The organism is Corallococcus sp. BB11-1 (genome assembly GCF_026626625.1).
In the GTDB taxonomy this organism is placed as follows: Bacteria; Myxococcota; Myxococcia; order Myxococcales; family Myxococcaceae; genus Corallococcus; species Corallococcus soli.
This window is the reverse complement of record NZ_JAPNJY010000001.1, coordinates 231,531-245,046: the sequence shown is the minus strand read 5'-3', so window position 1 is coordinate 245,046 and position 13,516 is coordinate 231,531. Positions and strand designations below refer to the sequence as shown.

The 13,516-nt window shown below is 71.3% G+C and carries 17 protein-coding genes; 4 read left to right on the top strand and 13 right to left on the bottom strand.

The annotated features are described in order from the left end of the window. Nucleotides 1-77: 77 nt before the first annotated feature. From OV207_RS01055 to OV207_RS01025, 7 genes are all read right to left on the bottom strand, one after another. Nucleotides 78-2,705, bottom strand: coding sequence for a hypothetical protein (locus tag OV207_RS01055; RefSeq protein ID WP_267551816.1), 2,628 nt, complete (start codon nt 2,703-2,705; stop codon nt 78-80). Nucleotides 2,706-2,836: 131 nt separating this feature from the next. After that, complete coding sequence (locus tag OV207_RS01050; protein ID WP_193429331.1) at nt 2,837-3,964, bottom strand: hypothetical protein; 1,128 nt, start codon at nt 3,962-3,964, stop codon at nt 2,837-2,839. Nucleotides 3,965-3,977: 13 nt separating this feature from the next. Then, entirely contained in the window at nt 3,978-4,310 is a 333-nt protein-coding gene (locus OV207_RS01045) for a Uma2 family endonuclease (RefSeq protein WP_267551811.1), read from the bottom strand. A 112-nt stretch (nt 4,311-4,422) separates the two neighbouring features. Further along, complete coding sequence (locus OV207_RS01040; protein ID WP_158620380.1) at nt 4,423-4,599, bottom strand: hypothetical protein; 177 nt, start codon at nt 4,597-4,599, stop codon at nt 4,423-4,425. A 117-nt stretch (nt 4,600-4,716) separates the two neighbouring features. Next, nucleotides 4,717-5,583 carry a tryptophan 2,3-dioxygenase gene (locus tag OV207_RS01035; protein WP_267551807.1) on the bottom strand — a complete coding sequence of 289 codons (867 nt, stop codon included), beginning with the start codon at nt 5,581-5,583 and terminating at the stop codon, nt 4,717-4,719. A 127-nt stretch (nt 5,584-5,710) separates the two neighbouring features. Continuing rightward, on the bottom strand, nt 5,711-6,232 hold the full coding sequence (locus tag OV207_RS01030; protein WP_267551804.1) for a cell wall protein: 522 nt from the start codon (nt 6,230-6,232) through the stop codon (nt 5,711-5,713). Nucleotides 6,233-6,412: 180 nt separating this feature from the next. Beyond that, a complete protein-coding gene (locus tag OV207_RS01025; protein ID WP_267551802.1) occupies nt 6,413-6,910 on the bottom strand; it encodes a hemerythrin domain-containing protein in 498 nt (165 codons plus the stop codon). Between the two features lie 226 nt (nt 6,911-7,136). Between OV207_RS01025 and OV207_RS01020 the strand changes: the two genes are divergently transcribed. Genes OV207_RS01020 through OV207_RS01005 form a run of 4 tightly spaced genes read left to right on the top strand, consistent with a single transcriptional unit; the run spans nt 7,137 to nt 10,246 of the window. Continuing rightward, nucleotides 7,137-7,859, top strand: coding sequence for a lysophospholipid acyltransferase family protein (locus OV207_RS01020; RefSeq protein WP_193429337.1), 723 nt, complete (start codon nt 7,137-7,139; stop codon nt 7,857-7,859). Beyond that, a complete protein-coding gene (locus OV207_RS01015) occupies nt 7,852-8,751 on the top strand; it encodes an alpha/beta fold hydrolase (protein WP_267551798.1) in 900 nt (299 codons plus the stop codon). Before OV207_RS01020 ends, OV207_RS01015 begins: the two co-directional genes overlap by 8 nt. Nucleotides 8,752-8,788: 37 nt before the next feature. Continuing rightward, complete coding sequence (locus OV207_RS01010; protein ID WP_267551796.1) at nt 8,789-9,727, top strand: proline dehydrogenase family protein; 939 nt, start codon at nt 8,789-8,791, stop codon at nt 9,725-9,727. A 12-nt stretch (nt 9,728-9,739) separates the two neighbouring features. Then, nucleotides 9,740-10,246, top strand: a complete 507-nt coding sequence (locus OV207_RS01005; protein WP_267551794.1) for a hypothetical protein — start codon at nt 9,740-9,742, stop codon at nt 10,244-10,246. On the opposite strand, the gene OV207_RS01000 is transcribed toward OV207_RS01005, so the two are convergent. From OV207_RS01000 to OV207_RS00975, 6 genes are read right to left on the bottom strand one after another with little or no spacing between them, the layout of a single operon-like run. After that, complete coding sequence (locus OV207_RS01000) at nt 10,198-10,551, bottom strand: cation:proton antiporter (RefSeq protein ID WP_267551792.1); 354 nt, start codon at nt 10,549-10,551, stop codon at nt 10,198-10,200. The genes OV207_RS01005 and OV207_RS01000 overlap by 49 nt on opposite strands. Beyond that, complete coding sequence (locus tag OV207_RS00995; protein ID WP_267551790.1) at nt 10,548-10,841, bottom strand: monovalent cation/H+ antiporter complex subunit F; 294 nt, start codon at nt 10,839-10,841, stop codon at nt 10,548-10,550. The genes OV207_RS01000 and OV207_RS00995 overlap by 4 nt, the downstream gene beginning before the upstream one ends. Before the next feature lie 10 nt (nt 10,842-10,851). Next, entirely contained in the window at nt 10,852-11,346 is a 495-nt protein-coding gene (locus OV207_RS00990) for a Na+/H+ antiporter subunit E (protein WP_267551788.1), read from the bottom strand. Then, the gene (locus OV207_RS00985) at nt 11,343-12,710 is read right to left on the bottom strand and encodes a complex I subunit 5 family protein (protein ID WP_267551784.1); all 1,368 of its coding nucleotides are present in this window, start codon (nt 12,708-12,710) and stop codon (nt 11,343-11,345) included. Before OV207_RS00985 ends, OV207_RS00990 begins: the two co-directional genes overlap by 4 nt. Next, nucleotides 12,710-13,075, bottom strand: a complete 366-nt coding sequence (locus tag OV207_RS00980) for a sodium:proton antiporter (protein WP_267551782.1) — start codon at nt 13,073-13,075, stop codon at nt 12,710-12,712. Before OV207_RS00980 ends, OV207_RS00985 begins: the two co-directional genes overlap by 1 nt. Then, nucleotides 13,072-13,515: an MnhB domain-containing protein gene (locus OV207_RS00975; RefSeq protein ID WP_267551780.1), complete on the bottom strand. Its 444-nt coding sequence runs from the start codon at nt 13,513-13,515 to the stop codon at nt 13,072-13,074. The genes OV207_RS00980 and OV207_RS00975 overlap by 4 nt, the downstream gene beginning before the upstream one ends. Between the last annotated feature and the right edge of the window lies 1 nt (nt 13,516).

Genomic DNA, 13,516 nt, shown 5'->3' with positions numbered 1-13,516 from the left:
TCATGGGCCCGAATCATGGCGGGTCCGTCTGACTTCCGACGGCCGCCCCCTCCTTCCGGGTGGATTGAGACTCCGGCCTAGTTGCCCCGGTGCGCCTCGCCCGCGAGCAGCAGCTCGTTGTAGGCGGACGCGAACTCCGGCATCGACTGCTTGAGGTTGTTGAGGATGCGGTCGAAGTCCGCGGACGTCTGGGCCACGCCCGCCTGGAGCGACAGGTTCTGCAACACGACGTAGGTCGTGTGGGCTGGATCCTCGGTGCCGTCGCCCATCGTGGACAGCAGCTCATAGGCCTCGTGGCCCTGGATGCCGTAGGCCTGGAACAGCTTCACCGTCGCGTCCAGGTTCAGCCCGTTGCCGCTGCCATCCGTCAGGAGCCACGGGTACTGCTGGGCCAGCCGCTGCACGTCCTCCGGCGGGATGCCCAGCTCCTGGGTCAGCTCCTGGATGCGCTCGAAGTCCGCGTCGCGCAGCGTCTCGCTGAGCGCGGGGTCCACGCCAATCTCCTCCAGGTAGCGCTTCTGCTCGTCGTCCATCCTGCCGGACTCCACGACGCCCGCCCACAGCTCGCCAATGGCGGTGATGGCCGCGCCAATGCCGCTGAGCAGCAGGCCCGCGGGCGCCGCCGGGGTGAGCTCCAGCGCGGAGCCCAGCACGCCCACCACGTCTCCGAACGCGGCCAGCAGGTAGCCCGGGTTGTGGTCCTGCGCGAACTGGTTGAGGTGGATGCCGGCGGAGACCGCGTTGGCCACCAGCCCCAGCGCGGGCGCGAGCTTCGCCGCGAAGGAGGCGCCCCGGGCCACGTCGCCCGCGGAGGCCATGGACTGCAGGATGCTGGCGGTCAGCTTCGCGCCGCTCTCCCCCGCGCTGGCGATGCCCTTCACCATCGCCGCGTAGTCGCCCTCCCTGCCCGCGGAGACGGCGCCCACCGCGCCGAAGGCGAAGCCCGCCACCGTCAGGCCCTTGAGCAGCGGGCTGGCCGAATCCCACTTGTTCGCCAGCTGCGTGAGCCGGTCGAAGTTGCCCGCCTTGGCCTCTCGGATGGCGTCCAGGCCGTCCTTGATGTCCGAGTACGCCGCGATGCCCGCCGCGCCCGCCTTCTTCAGCGGCTCGAGCATCCCCTCCAGCTTCGCGAGCGCCGCCTCCGGGTCCCCTTCCGCGAGCAGCTGCGAGGCCGCGTTGGGGACGCCCGTCTCCAGGATGGCCTTGGAGAAGTCCTCGCCCCAGCCCGCCGCCACCTGGCCCATGGGGCTCGAGGGGTCCCCCAGGTACTTCGAGCCCAGCTCCACCGCCACCGCGGCCTGGCTGGAGTCCGCGAGCAGCTCCAGCGACTTGCGCAGGACGGCGCCGTCCTTCTCCGGGTTCGCGTACGCGGCCGCCTCCAGCACGGAGGCGTTGTCCTGGACCACCCGCGCCAGGGCCGCGGCCTTGGCATCCAGGTCGTCGTAGATGGCCTTGTTCTCAGGGTCGTTGTGGTACGCGTTGATGTACGCCTGCTTCTGCTCCGGCGTGAGCGTGTCCCCCAGGCCCGCCAGCTGCTGGGCCAGCCACTCATCCCGCTCGCGCGCCGCCGCCTGCGCCTCCTCGTATTCGGCCGTGGCGCCCTCCACCTGCTCGATGGCGGCGTCCGCGCCCTCCGGACGCTGGGCGGCCGTCACGCTGAGCTCCGCCAGGATGGGCTCCCAGATGTACGGCGAGGCCTGGCTCAGGCCCTGGAGGTCCGCCTGCGTGAGCGTCCCCGCGTCGAGCGCGGCCTGGAGCCCGTCCGTCACGGCCTGCCGCTGCTCGGCGGTGCCCCGGTACTCACCGGCGCCGGAGATGATGAAGAGCCCCTCCATGCCCGTCACCACGTTCTGCAGGACGCCGTCCGAACCGCCCTCCGCGAGCATGCCGATGAAGGCCGCCTGGAAGTCCGGGTCGTCCGCGTGCTCCAGCAGCATCTCCGCGGCCAGGGTGGGCTGGCTCAGCCAGTGCGCCTGCTCCAGCTCCGCGACGCACGCCTCCGCCCGCGCCACGGACTCCGGGTTGAGCTCACGCGGTCCGCTGGCCGTCGTCGGGGCCACGGTGGCGCCCTCCACGGGCGCATCCGCCACCAGCAGCTGTTGCAGCGCGGGCGACACCCGGGCCTGCGCGAGCGCGGCCTGCCGCTCCGGCGAACCCGGGGGCGTGGAGAAGATGCGCGAGGCCTGCGTCGCCGGCAGCGAGCCCACCTCGCGGTACTGCGGCTGCGCGCGCTGGTAGTCCGCCAGCGAGTCGTAGCCCTTGTTCGTGGACGGGTCGAACACGCGCTCGCCCTGGCGCACCACCACGTGGCCCGCCTGCCCCTGCGCGCCGGGCCGCGTGTCCTCCAGGAACACCAGCTCACTGCGCGCGCGCAGCTGCGGGCCCGCCTTCTCCACCCAGTCCGCCGCGCGGTCCAGGCAGTTGACGCTGCCGTCCCCGGTGTCCTCGTTCAGCAGCGACGTCGCGGGCGCGGCGACCGCATCCAGCCGGGGCTTGCGCGCATCCGCCTTCGCCGCGTCGAAGCGCGAGGCCCCGCCCGCATCCGGGCGCACGGTGTTGGCCGCCGCCTTCGCAGCGGCCTCCGCCGCCTTCCGGGCCGCTTCCGCCGCGGCCTTCGCCGCCGCCTCCGCCGCCTTGCGCGCCGCCTCCGCCGCCGCCTGCGCAGCATTGGACGACGTAGGGGTGCCCGAGCCGTTGACCGCCATGTGCCTGCTCCTGAAAGTCGAAGACCTCTCGCTCAACAGGTATCGGGCGGAACCCCGCGGAAGTTACGCGCGGCTCTCATTTCCTGAAAAAGGGAAGCCCTGGCGCGCCCCGCCTTCACGGGGGGCCTGCGTCAGTGCTCGAACACCCGACCGAAGGCCAGGAGGATCTCCAGGATGATCAACGCGACGATCATCACCTCCAGGATGTGGGAGCGGTCGATGTCCACTTCGCCCTTGAGCAGGCCATACGTCTGGGCCAGCAGTTGCTGCTTGCGGGTGACGGAGGCCTGCCACGCGGGGATGCGCATGCGGCGCACGGCGCCCTCGTAGACCTTGGCCAGGTAGAAGTCGCCAATGATTTTCAGGCTGTTCTCCACCCGCTCCACGAACTCGTTGAGGTCCACCAGCGTGCCCAGCGTCTCACGCGCGAGGTTGCGGTAGGGGCTGCGGAACAACGTCAGCCAGCCCCGCTTGCGCGCCTGCACCCGGTCGTGGATGCGCGCGATGTGTTCGTCCAACCGCTCGTCGTAGTAGCGGAACTCCAGCAGCTGCGCGTTGGCGATCTCCAACAGGTCCGGGATGTCCCGCGAGCCGGACGGCTCGTAGACGAACGCGGAGTTCCAGTCCACGACCACCAGGTCGTTGGCCGTGTAGCTGAAGCGCACCTGGGTAACGGCCTCCCGCTCGCGCGGGGCCAGGTCCTGGGTGCCCACCTCCCCCAGCAGCAGCCGGGCGATGTCCGCGCGCTGGAACAGCTCCTCCGCGGACGGGTTGCCCTGGATGCGCTCGGCGAAGATGACGGTGTAGCTCTCGCTCTGGTCCCACAGGTGCGGCCCCTGCACCGCGGTGGCGATGGTGCGCCGCACGCCCTCCACCAGCTCCAGCGCCAGGTCCTCCAGCGCCTGGCTGTCATAGAGCTCGTCGGCGACCTCCGTGAGCCGCTCCCAGGTGGTGCCGGGCGTCACCGGCACGCGCAGGATGATGGACGCGGCGCCGTGGTCGAACAGGCGCGCGGTGGCGTCCACGGTGACGGGGCCGCCGCGCAGCGCCAACGGCTTGCGGCCCAGCTCGTAGGCGACCGGCGGGTTCGGCAGCTGGATGTACTGGCTGTTCTCCCGCGACAGCTTCAACCGGCGCGAGTCCTCCGACAGCGCCTTGCGCGTTCGCTCCAGGTCGATCTCCTCCGCGATGTCGAACGTGCGGTAGCAGAGGATGTGGGCCTGTTCGAAGAGCAGCGGGAGCTCCGTGGACACGGACATGGTGCACGCAAGCCTACTCCTCGACGTCCTCCCACAGGACGCGAAGTTCCAGCGCGAGCGCCTCGAAGGGCTCCACCTGGACAACCGCTTCCTCCTCATGGGTCGCCAGCAGGAGGTAGTGCGGACCTTCCAGGCGGAAGACCTCCAGGGTGCGCTGGAGGGGGTCCACCAGCCATACGTGTTTCACGCCCTCCCGCGCATAGGCCGGCAACTTCCGGGCTCGGTCCAGACGGGCCGTGGAGGGGGACAGCACCTCGCACAGCCAATCCGGCGCGACCGCGCTCCCCAGCACGACATGGGACGAAAGCGCTTCGAGGTCGGCGTAGGTCGCGGGCTTTCGGGTCATCTCTGGAGCAGCCAACCTGTCAGGTAGGGCCATGCGCGGACACTCTCATGGCCCCCTGACACGCTGTCCACCGGTGTACCCCGGCGCCCGGATGTTTCACGGACGGCTCACGTCAGTCCCCGCCGCCCTCCGGCAGGGTGATGCCAATGCCACCGGGCCCCCGCGCGTCGTCTGGCAGATTGCCAATGTGCCCGGGCGTGGGGACGGGGCGGTCCCCGGCCTGACGCTTGTTCTTCTGTTCATCCTCCGGAAGCTGCGGTTCCTTCCGGGGGCTTTCGTGCTCGCCCATGGGGAGACTCCTTCGCATGATGAGAGGGTTTACCTCTCCCAAGCTAGGGAGCCCGCGCCGTGTCCGGCAGGCACCCCGCCCTCACAAGGTCGCGGGGCGTGCAGGGAGGCAGCGGCCCTACGCCGGACCCCGGGGGCGTGCCGGCGGCGTCAGGGTCGTGCGCACGTCCCACAGCTCCGGGAAGAAGCGCAGGTCCAGCGCCTTGCGCAGGAAGCCCACGCCGGACGAACCGCCCGTGCCCTGCTTGAAGCCGATGATGCGCATCACCGTCATCATGTGGCGGTAGCGCCAGAGCTGGAAGCGCTCCTCGGTGTCCACCAGCTTCTCGCACATCTCATACGCATCCCAGTGCTTCTCCGTGTCCTGGTAGATGCGCCGGAACACCTCCATCACCTGGGGGCTCTTCTCATACGGCTGACGCCAGTCGCGCTCCACGTGGCTCGCCGGCACGTCGTGCCCCTGGCGCGCCAGGTGGCGCAGGAACTCGTCGTAGATGCCGGGCGACTCCAGCAGCCGCTCCAGCTCCGCGTGCACGTGCGGCACGTGCTGGAAGGGCCCCAGCGTGCCCGCGTCCTTGTTGCCCAGCAGGAACTCCAGCGCCCGGTACTGCGCGCTCTGGAAGCCCGACGCGTGGCCCAGCGTGTCGCGGAACTCCAGGTACTCGTTGGGCGTGAGCGTCTCCAGCACGCTCCACTGCTCGAAGAGCATCCGCTGGATGTGCGCGACGCGCGCGAAGATCTTGAAGGACGGCTCCAGCCGGTCCGCCTGGATGTAGCGGATGCAGGCGGACAGCTCGTGGATGAGCAGCTTCATCCACAGCTCGCTCGTCTGATGCTGGACAATGAACAACAACTCGTCGTGGTGGGGAGGCTGGGAGCGGGGCACCTGCGCGGACAAGAGGCGGTCCAACTGCAGATAGTCACCGTAGGTCGTCCGGCCCGCGAGGTCCGTGACGATTCCAGGCTCCAGGTCGCGTTTGTTCATGGCCCGGGCATTCATGCGCACCAACCCCCTCGCGGCGCAAGCACATCCTCCGCGCGGATAATCCTCCCACGCCCCCGTTCGGGAGTGTGGTTCACCTACCTCTGCCCGGGCCGGGGCAACGTACTGCTTAAGCGTTCTTCTGTGCGGCTTCAGCCAGCGCCTTGGAGGCGGCGCGGCCACGGGGCAGCTTGATGTCCTCCACGCTGTTGGGGTTCGCGTAGTCGCCCCAGGCCTCCGGGCGGCGGTTGGTCTTCTCCAGCATCCGCAGCTTCTGGTAGTGCGCCGCGCAGTAGCCCTTGGTGCGGCTGGGCTTGCCGCAGCCCTTGATGGCGCACTCACGCGAGCCGCCGTCCACCGCCGGCTTGCGGCCGCGACGCTTGCCACCGGCCGGGGCCGCCACGGGCGCGCTCACCGCCGCGCGGGCCGGACGACCGACGGGGCGACGCCCCACCTTGCCAGCCGCGGGCGCCTGCGCGCCGAAGAGCGGACCCACCACCTGCGCCAGGGGCGCCAGGCGCTCGGCCACGCTGCGCAGGGCATCCAGGTCCGCCGTGCCCGCCTCCAGACGAGACACCACGTCGCGCAGGGGCTTGAGCTGCACTTCAATTTCGTTGCGAATCATCTCGCGGAACGCCTTGTCAACTGACATTTCTAACAATCCTCGGTTTAGGGGGGAGCATTGCCTTGGCGTGAACCGGCACGCCGGACTACCAATACCTCCCAGAAAGGCAATTGTCGAAGGAACCGATAAAAAGTTGTGACGGGAGTGCGTATCAGCCGCCCTCGACGGGCCGGAAAACCGGCCCGGGAGGCGCTTTCACGCCGGCCTTCATGCATCCCAATGCAGGGCTTCCAACAACGCACCACGACCCGCGGCGGGGGTGCGTTGCGAGCGCTCCAGCAGCTCCTCGCACGTCAGGGCGAGGTCGTGTTCCAGGGAGTCCAGTTCCTCGGCGTCCAGGGAGGTGGCCAGTCGGGGCAGCAACAGATGCTCCGTGGCCTGGACGTGCGCGACCAGCAGGTCCTGCAAGGTGAACAATCGCGCCTGCCATGCGTCGCCGCGCGGCGTCAGCTCCTGCAATTCCTCCATCAGCTCGCCCAGGGCCAGGTGGTCCTCGGCCTCCTCGCGGGCCCGGCCGCGGCCCTCCACGCGCGCCACCAGCGGGTACACGTGGCGTTCCTCCAGACGGGAATGCAGTTGGAGCAGGCGGGACAGCTCCTCCTGTCGCAGCCGCAGCTCGTCCTCGTCCGGCTCCGTGTTCAGCCGCTCCAGCGAGGCTTCCAGCGCCCGGTGTTGCTCCACGAGGATGTCGAAGGGCTCCGCCATGCGCCAAGCATCGACACGCCCCTGGAGGCAGACAACCGCACCGGTCCCCTCCGGCCCGCGGCCGTGAAAGCCAGCCTGCTGGCAGGCAATTCCGTCCTTTCACGCGCCCGGCGCCCGCCGCCCGGACGTGTCGCGCAAGCCCGTTGATGACAGCGGCTTGAGCCCCTGACCGGCTGCCTGCCACCGCGCTGCCGGCAGGCGGGGGCGGTCGCATCTTGGCTCCACCGTGGAAAGCCCTCTCGCCAGCGTTCGTCAGGCCGTCTTCCGTTTCGCCGAGACCGGCGCCGCCCTGTCGGCGCGCTACCACCGCGCCCGACTGGTCGGTGGCGAACACCTGCCCCGGACGGGGCCGCTGCTGCTGGTGGGCAACCACGGTGTCTGGGGATACGAGACCCCGGCCTTCTTCCACCTGCTACATGCCGCTACAGGCCGTTATCCCCTGGGGCTGGCGGAGCGGGGCTTCTTCAAGATTCCCCTCGTGCGCACGGTGCTGCCGTGGCTGGGCGGGGTGGAGGGCACGCCGGAGAACGCGCTGCGCTCGCTGGAGGAGGGGCAGCTGGTGGTGTGCTACCCGGGCGGCGCCCGGGAGACCTTCAAACGCAGCCAGGGCCGCTACCGCCTGCGCTGGGAGCGCACGCTGGGGTTCGTCCGGCTGGCCATGCGGGCCGGGGTGCCGGTGGTGCCCTTCGCCGGCTTCGGCGTGGATGACACCTTCTTCTGGCCCCCGGGCGAGGACCGGCTGTGCTGGCAACTGTCGCAGGAGGAGAAGTACCGCATGCCTCTGGTGATGGGATTGGGCCCGCTGCCCCTGCCCGTGCAGCTCACCTTCGCCGTGGGCGAGCCCCATGAGCCGCCGCCGTCCGGTGCGCCGGAGTCGCGCATCCGGGCGTTCCGCGACCGGGTGGCCGCCAGCGTCCGCCGCCTGCTGTTGAGGGCCTGCCATGCTTGACGCCAGCGCCGACACTCCCGCCGCCACGCCTGTCAGGGCGCCCCGCGAGCGCACCCCACCCCTGGTCCCGGAGGTGGAAGACATCCAGCGCGGCTATGACCAGCTGGTCTGTGAAGAGCGCGGCATCCGGGGCACGCAGGTGCGGCTGTTCACCTTCCCCCACGGCAGCACGGATGTGTCACGCACGGTGGTGTGTCTTCCGGGCCTGGGGGCCAGCGGCCGGTCCTTCGCACCCATGGAGCCGCTGGCGGACGCGTACCGACTGCTCCTGTGGACGCCGCCGCTCAAGACGCCCGCGACGCACACGCCATTGCAGTGGAACCTGTCGGTGCTCGACCACCCGGAGTCCCGGCTTCCGGAGCGCTTCGCACTGCTGGGGTCCTCCTATGGCAGCCTGCTGTCCATCGCGTATGCGCTGGAGCACCCCGCGCGGGTGAAGGCGCTGGTGCTGGTGTCGCCCGTGGCCAGCGTGCGCCGGGTGCGGCGGCTGGCGCTGACGCTGTCCACGCTGGTGCGCGCGCCCCGGCCGCTGGCGTATGTCTTCGCGCCCACGGTGGCCCGGGTGCTGGGCGGCCCGTCGCTGCCCCCGGAGGGGCGGGCGGAGATCGTCCGCGAGGCCCGGCGGCTGTCGTCCCTGGAGCTGCTGCGCCGGCTGCGCGACATCCTGGCCGCGGACTTCCTGCACCGGCTGGGGGAGCTGCGCGTGCCCACGCTCATCATCGAGGGAGGGCGCGACCTGCTGGTGCCCCCGGCGGCCGCGCGCGACGTGGCGGCGCACGTGCCGGGCGCGGAGCTGGAGTTCCTTCCCACGGCCAGTCACCTGCCGTACATGAGCCATCCGGAAGCGTTCAATGCCCGCGTGTCGGACTTCCTCGCGCGGCACCCGGACTGAACAGGCGTTATCTCTTTCAGCGGGAGATGACACCTGCATGACGACCGCCGCCGACCAACTGTCCCGCTCCGCCCTGCTGTTCCTGTCGCGCCAGTCCAACCTCAAGGACGTGGCCACGCGGCTCAAACCCTTCCGTGAGCTGGCCGCGCGCTTCATCGCCGGTGAGACGCTGGAGGAGGCCGTGGACGCGGTGAAGGCGCTGACCGGGCGCGGGCTGATGGCCAGCTTCGACCACCTCAACGAGGCGGTGCGCACGCCCGAGGAGACGCGCGACGAGGTGCGCCACTACCAGCGGCTGCTCGCGCGCATCGACCAGGTGGGCGTGAAGGCCAACGTGTCCATGAAGCTCACGCAGTGCGGCCTGTTGTTCGACAAGGGCCTGGCGCTCCAGAACGCGCGCGCGGTGGTGGCGGACGCGGCGGCGCGCGGGTCGTTCGTGCGCGTGGACATGGAGGAGAGCGCGGTCACCCAGGCGACCCTGGACATCGTCAGGGAATTGCACGCGGAGTTCGGAGAGCCCCACGTGGGCGCCGTCCTCCAGAGCTACCTGCGCCGCACGGAGGCGGACGCGAAGGCCCTGTGCGCCGAGCGCATCCGCATCCGGCTGTGCAAGGGGGCCTACCTGGAGCGGCCGGAGGTGGCCTTCCCGGACAAGCGGGACGTGGACGCGAACTTCGTGCGCTGCATGCGCATCCTGTTGGACAGCGGCGTGTATCACGGTATCGCCACGCATGATGAGCGGATGATTGACGCCACGCTGGAGCACGCCACCCGGCAGGGCCTGCCGCGCGGGGCGTTTGAATTCCAGATGCTGTATGGCATCCGCCGCGACCTGCAGGAGCGGTTGGTGAAGGAGGGCCATCCGGTGCGTGTCTATGTCCCGTATGGGAAACACTGGTACCCGTACTTCATGCGACGGCTGGCCGAGCGCCCGGCCAACCTGTGGTTCGTCATGCGCAACCTGATGAAGGGATAGGGCCCCCGGGGCATGAGGAACCGATTCGCCGCCGCGCTGGTCGCCGGGGCCGTGGGCGGAGGGGTGCTCCAGGCGCTGGTGGCCGTGCGCAACCGCGCCCTGGGCCGCCCGCCGCCCTACGCGGCCCGCCACATCGCGCGCCGGCTGCTGGGCCGCGTGCTCCACCGCGACCCTGGCGAACGCGCGGCGCGGGGCTGGGCCTGGGCGATGCGCGCGGGGTACGCCCCCCTGCTGGGGCTCGCCTGGGAGGTGGCGCGGCCCGGGGTGGCCGGCGGACCCCTGGTGCCCCGGGGCCTGGCGCTGGGCCTGGGCGTGCTGGCGTTCGAACACCTGGCGTTCCCGCTGCTGGAGGCCACGGCCCCGGCGCGCACCTGGACGGGCGGGGAGCACGCCTGGCTCGTGGCGCAGACGGCCGTGTTCGGCGTGGCCACGGAGGCGGCGCTGCGCGCGCTGGGGGCCCGGAGCGCGGCTCAGGGGGGCTTGGGCGGAGGGGCCTTGCGCGCGAAGGGGTTGCGCTGACGGGCCCGCTCCTCGGCGGTGTCCGGGCGGCCTTCCGCCAGCCAGGCGATGGCGTGGGCGGAGCTGGGGATGGTGAGCAGCAGGAACGCGGCGACGAGCAGGCCCCGGAGGATGAGCTTCAGGTCCCCGGTCGCGAGCGTCGCGCCGATGACCACGAGCACCGCGCCGAAGGGCACCGCGCCCGCGGCGTGCACCCGCGTGAGCACCGAAGGCAGCCGGTACATCCCGATGACGGCGGCGGTGATGACGAGCAGGCCCAGCACCACCAGCGCGCCCCCTCCCCATTGCAGGAGCGTGGAGATCACCGTGAGTCCCCCTTCGCTTCCTCGCGGAAGGCACGACCGTGGTGCAGGTAGCGCGCTCCGGCCACCGTCTGCACGAAGGACAGCAGCGCGAGCACCAGCGCCGCGTCCAGGTAGCCGGCCTCCCTGCGCGTGGCGCCGTACAGCGCCAGCACCGCGCAGATGACCAGCCCCAGGGTGTCCACCGCCATCAGCACGTCCGCGGCGGAGCGCTGCCTCGAGGCCAGCAGCACCAGCGCGCCCAGCAGGCCCACCAGCCAGACGATGTCCAGGGTGAAGAAGATCTCGTGCACCGTGGCCCCCTTACGGAAACACCGCGCGCTGGTAGCGCTGGTAGAAGTTCTCCTGCTCCTGGCGGAGCTTGTCCGGATCCGACGCGTCCAGCGCGTGCATCCGCATCACCCGGCGCTCCCAGTCCAGCTCCAGCAGCACGGTGCCGGGGGCCAGGGACATCGCCCACGAGGACACCTGCACGCCCCGCGCGGTGCGCTCGCCCATGGGCACGTCCACCACGCCCGCCTGGTCCACGCGGCCCCGCCCGAAGATGATGCCCAGCACGTGCGCGCTGCTGCGCACCAGCAGCACCCCCAGCGCCCAGACGAAGCGCGGCATCCGCAGGAGGCGCCGCCAGCGCTCGCGCTCGCTCACCACGGGGGGCAGGCCCGCCAGCGGGAACAGCCGCATCACGCCCACGGCCAGCGCGGCGCCCACCGCGAGGTCCACCGGATGGAAGCTGCCCACCATCACGGCGTACAGCAGCGTCAGCCCCAGCACCTGGGCGACCGCGCGGCGGCTCATGGCAGCACCCCCAGGCCCGCGATGGCGTCACGCCCCGCGCGCAGCAGCGGCTCCGGCCACAGGCCCGTGGCGACCAGCGCCAGGGACAGCGCGAACACCACCGCGCCGGTGCCCCGGTGCAGGGCCGCGCCCTCCCGCAGCCACGCCTCCCGCTGGTAGGCACGGAAGAGGGCCAGCAGGGACAGGACGCTCGCCAGCACCACCAGGCCCGCGAGCCACGGGTGGCCCCGCTCCAGCGCCGCCCGCAGGAGCCACGCCTTGGACCAGAAGCCCGCCGTGGGCGGCACGCCCGCCGTGCTGAAGGCCGCCACGGAGTACGCCCGCCTCGCGCGCTCGCCGCCCCGGTCCTGCGCGAGGAACAGCGCGGTCTTGTCCACCGACCCCGCCAGCGCCAGGGCCACCGCCGCGGCCAGGCCCTCGCGTCCGCCCAGGCCCAGCGCCGCGATGATGAGCCCCGCCTGGGTGATGGACGCGTACGCCAGCACCTCGCGCGTGTCGCGCCGGGAGAGCGCCAGCACGGAGCCGTAGAGGATGCTCATGGCGCCCAGCACCTCCAGCAGCGGCCGGGCCCGCTCCATCACCTGCGGCATCACGTCCGCGCCGAAGCGCAGCAGGCCATAGCTGCCGATGTTCGCCAGCGCCCCCGCGAGCAGCGCCGCCACCGTGGGGCCCGCGTCCCGGTACACCGCCGGCGCCCAGAAGTGGAACGGGAAGAACCCCAGCTTCACGCCGAACGCGCAGAGCAGCAGCACGCCCGGGACGTCCAGCGCGTACGGCGTTCCGGCCCGGCCCCACGCGACGATGGACTGCATGTCCAGCGTGCCGGTGGTCAGGTACAGCACCACCACGGCGGTGAGGAACAGCGAGGAGCCCATCAGGTTCACCACCACGAAGGTGAACGCGGCGCGCAGGTTCCGGGCCTTCTCGCCATAGGACGCCAGCGCGAAGGCGGACGTCATGGCCAGCTCGAAGAAGACGTAGAAGTTGAACGCGTCGGACGTGAAGAACACGCCCGTGAGCCCCGCGCCCAGGAAGACCACCAGCGCGGGGAAGGCGCGCGACGTGATGCCCCCCGCGACGTGCTCGTAGACGAGCGTGCACAGCAGCACCCCGGTGGACACCAGCGTGTACACGATGGACAGCGGATCCGCCCGCAGGCGGATGCCCACGCCCACCGGCCAGTCCCCGGTGATGAACTCAGGCGGGTGCGCGCTCCAGGCCTGGGGCAGCAGCAGCCCCGTGCACACCAGCGTCGCCGCGAGGCTCGCGATGCCCAGCCACGCCACCCACGCGCGCCGGCCGTCCAGGAACGCCAGCACCGACCCCATCACCCACGGCAGGAGCAGCGGCGCCCAGAGCGGCATCAGGGCTTCTCCTTCTCAGTGTCGTGCACGCGATTCAGCTCCGCTTCCACCAACCGGTCCGTGCGCAGCGAGCCGTGCGCGCGCTGCGTGCGGTGCACCAGCGTGAGCAGCAGCGCGGACACCGCGAAGCCGATGACAATGGCCGTGAGCGCCAGCGACTGGAGCACCGGGTCCGTCACCGGCGCGCCCAGCTGCACGTTCACCGCCTCGCCGCGCTCCGGGAACGAGCCCGCGAGGATGAGCAGGACGCTGGAGTTGGTGATGAGCACCGTGCCGCACGCCACGCGCACCAGCTCGCGCTCCAGCACCATGCGCACGCCACACCCGAACAACAGGCCCACCACCAGGGATGCGATGAGGATCACGAGGCGTCCTCCTCCCCCTGCGCCGTGCTGAGCGCGAAGCGGTCGATGACCGTCACCACCAGACCGAAGACGATGAGCATCAACCCCCCTTCGAACACGAGCGCGGTGTGCAGGTGGAACGCGCCCGCGCCCAGCTCCGGTTGTCCCGGACGGGGAAAGAGGCTTACCGGCGTGTAGCCCGCGAGCACCGGCAGGAACGCGGTGCCCACCAGCAGCAGCAGGCCCACGCCCGCGAGCGGCGCCGCGTACCGCACCGCCACGTAGCGCCGCGCCTGCTCGCGGCCCGACGCCACGTACTGCAACAGCACCGCGAGCCCCGCGAGCGCCCCGGCCGGGAAGCCGCCGCCCACCTGGCCGCCGCCCTTCATCCACAGGGACAGCGCGATGATCAACGACGGCCACAGCAGCATGCGCGACAGGGGCGGGACGAACGAGCGCATG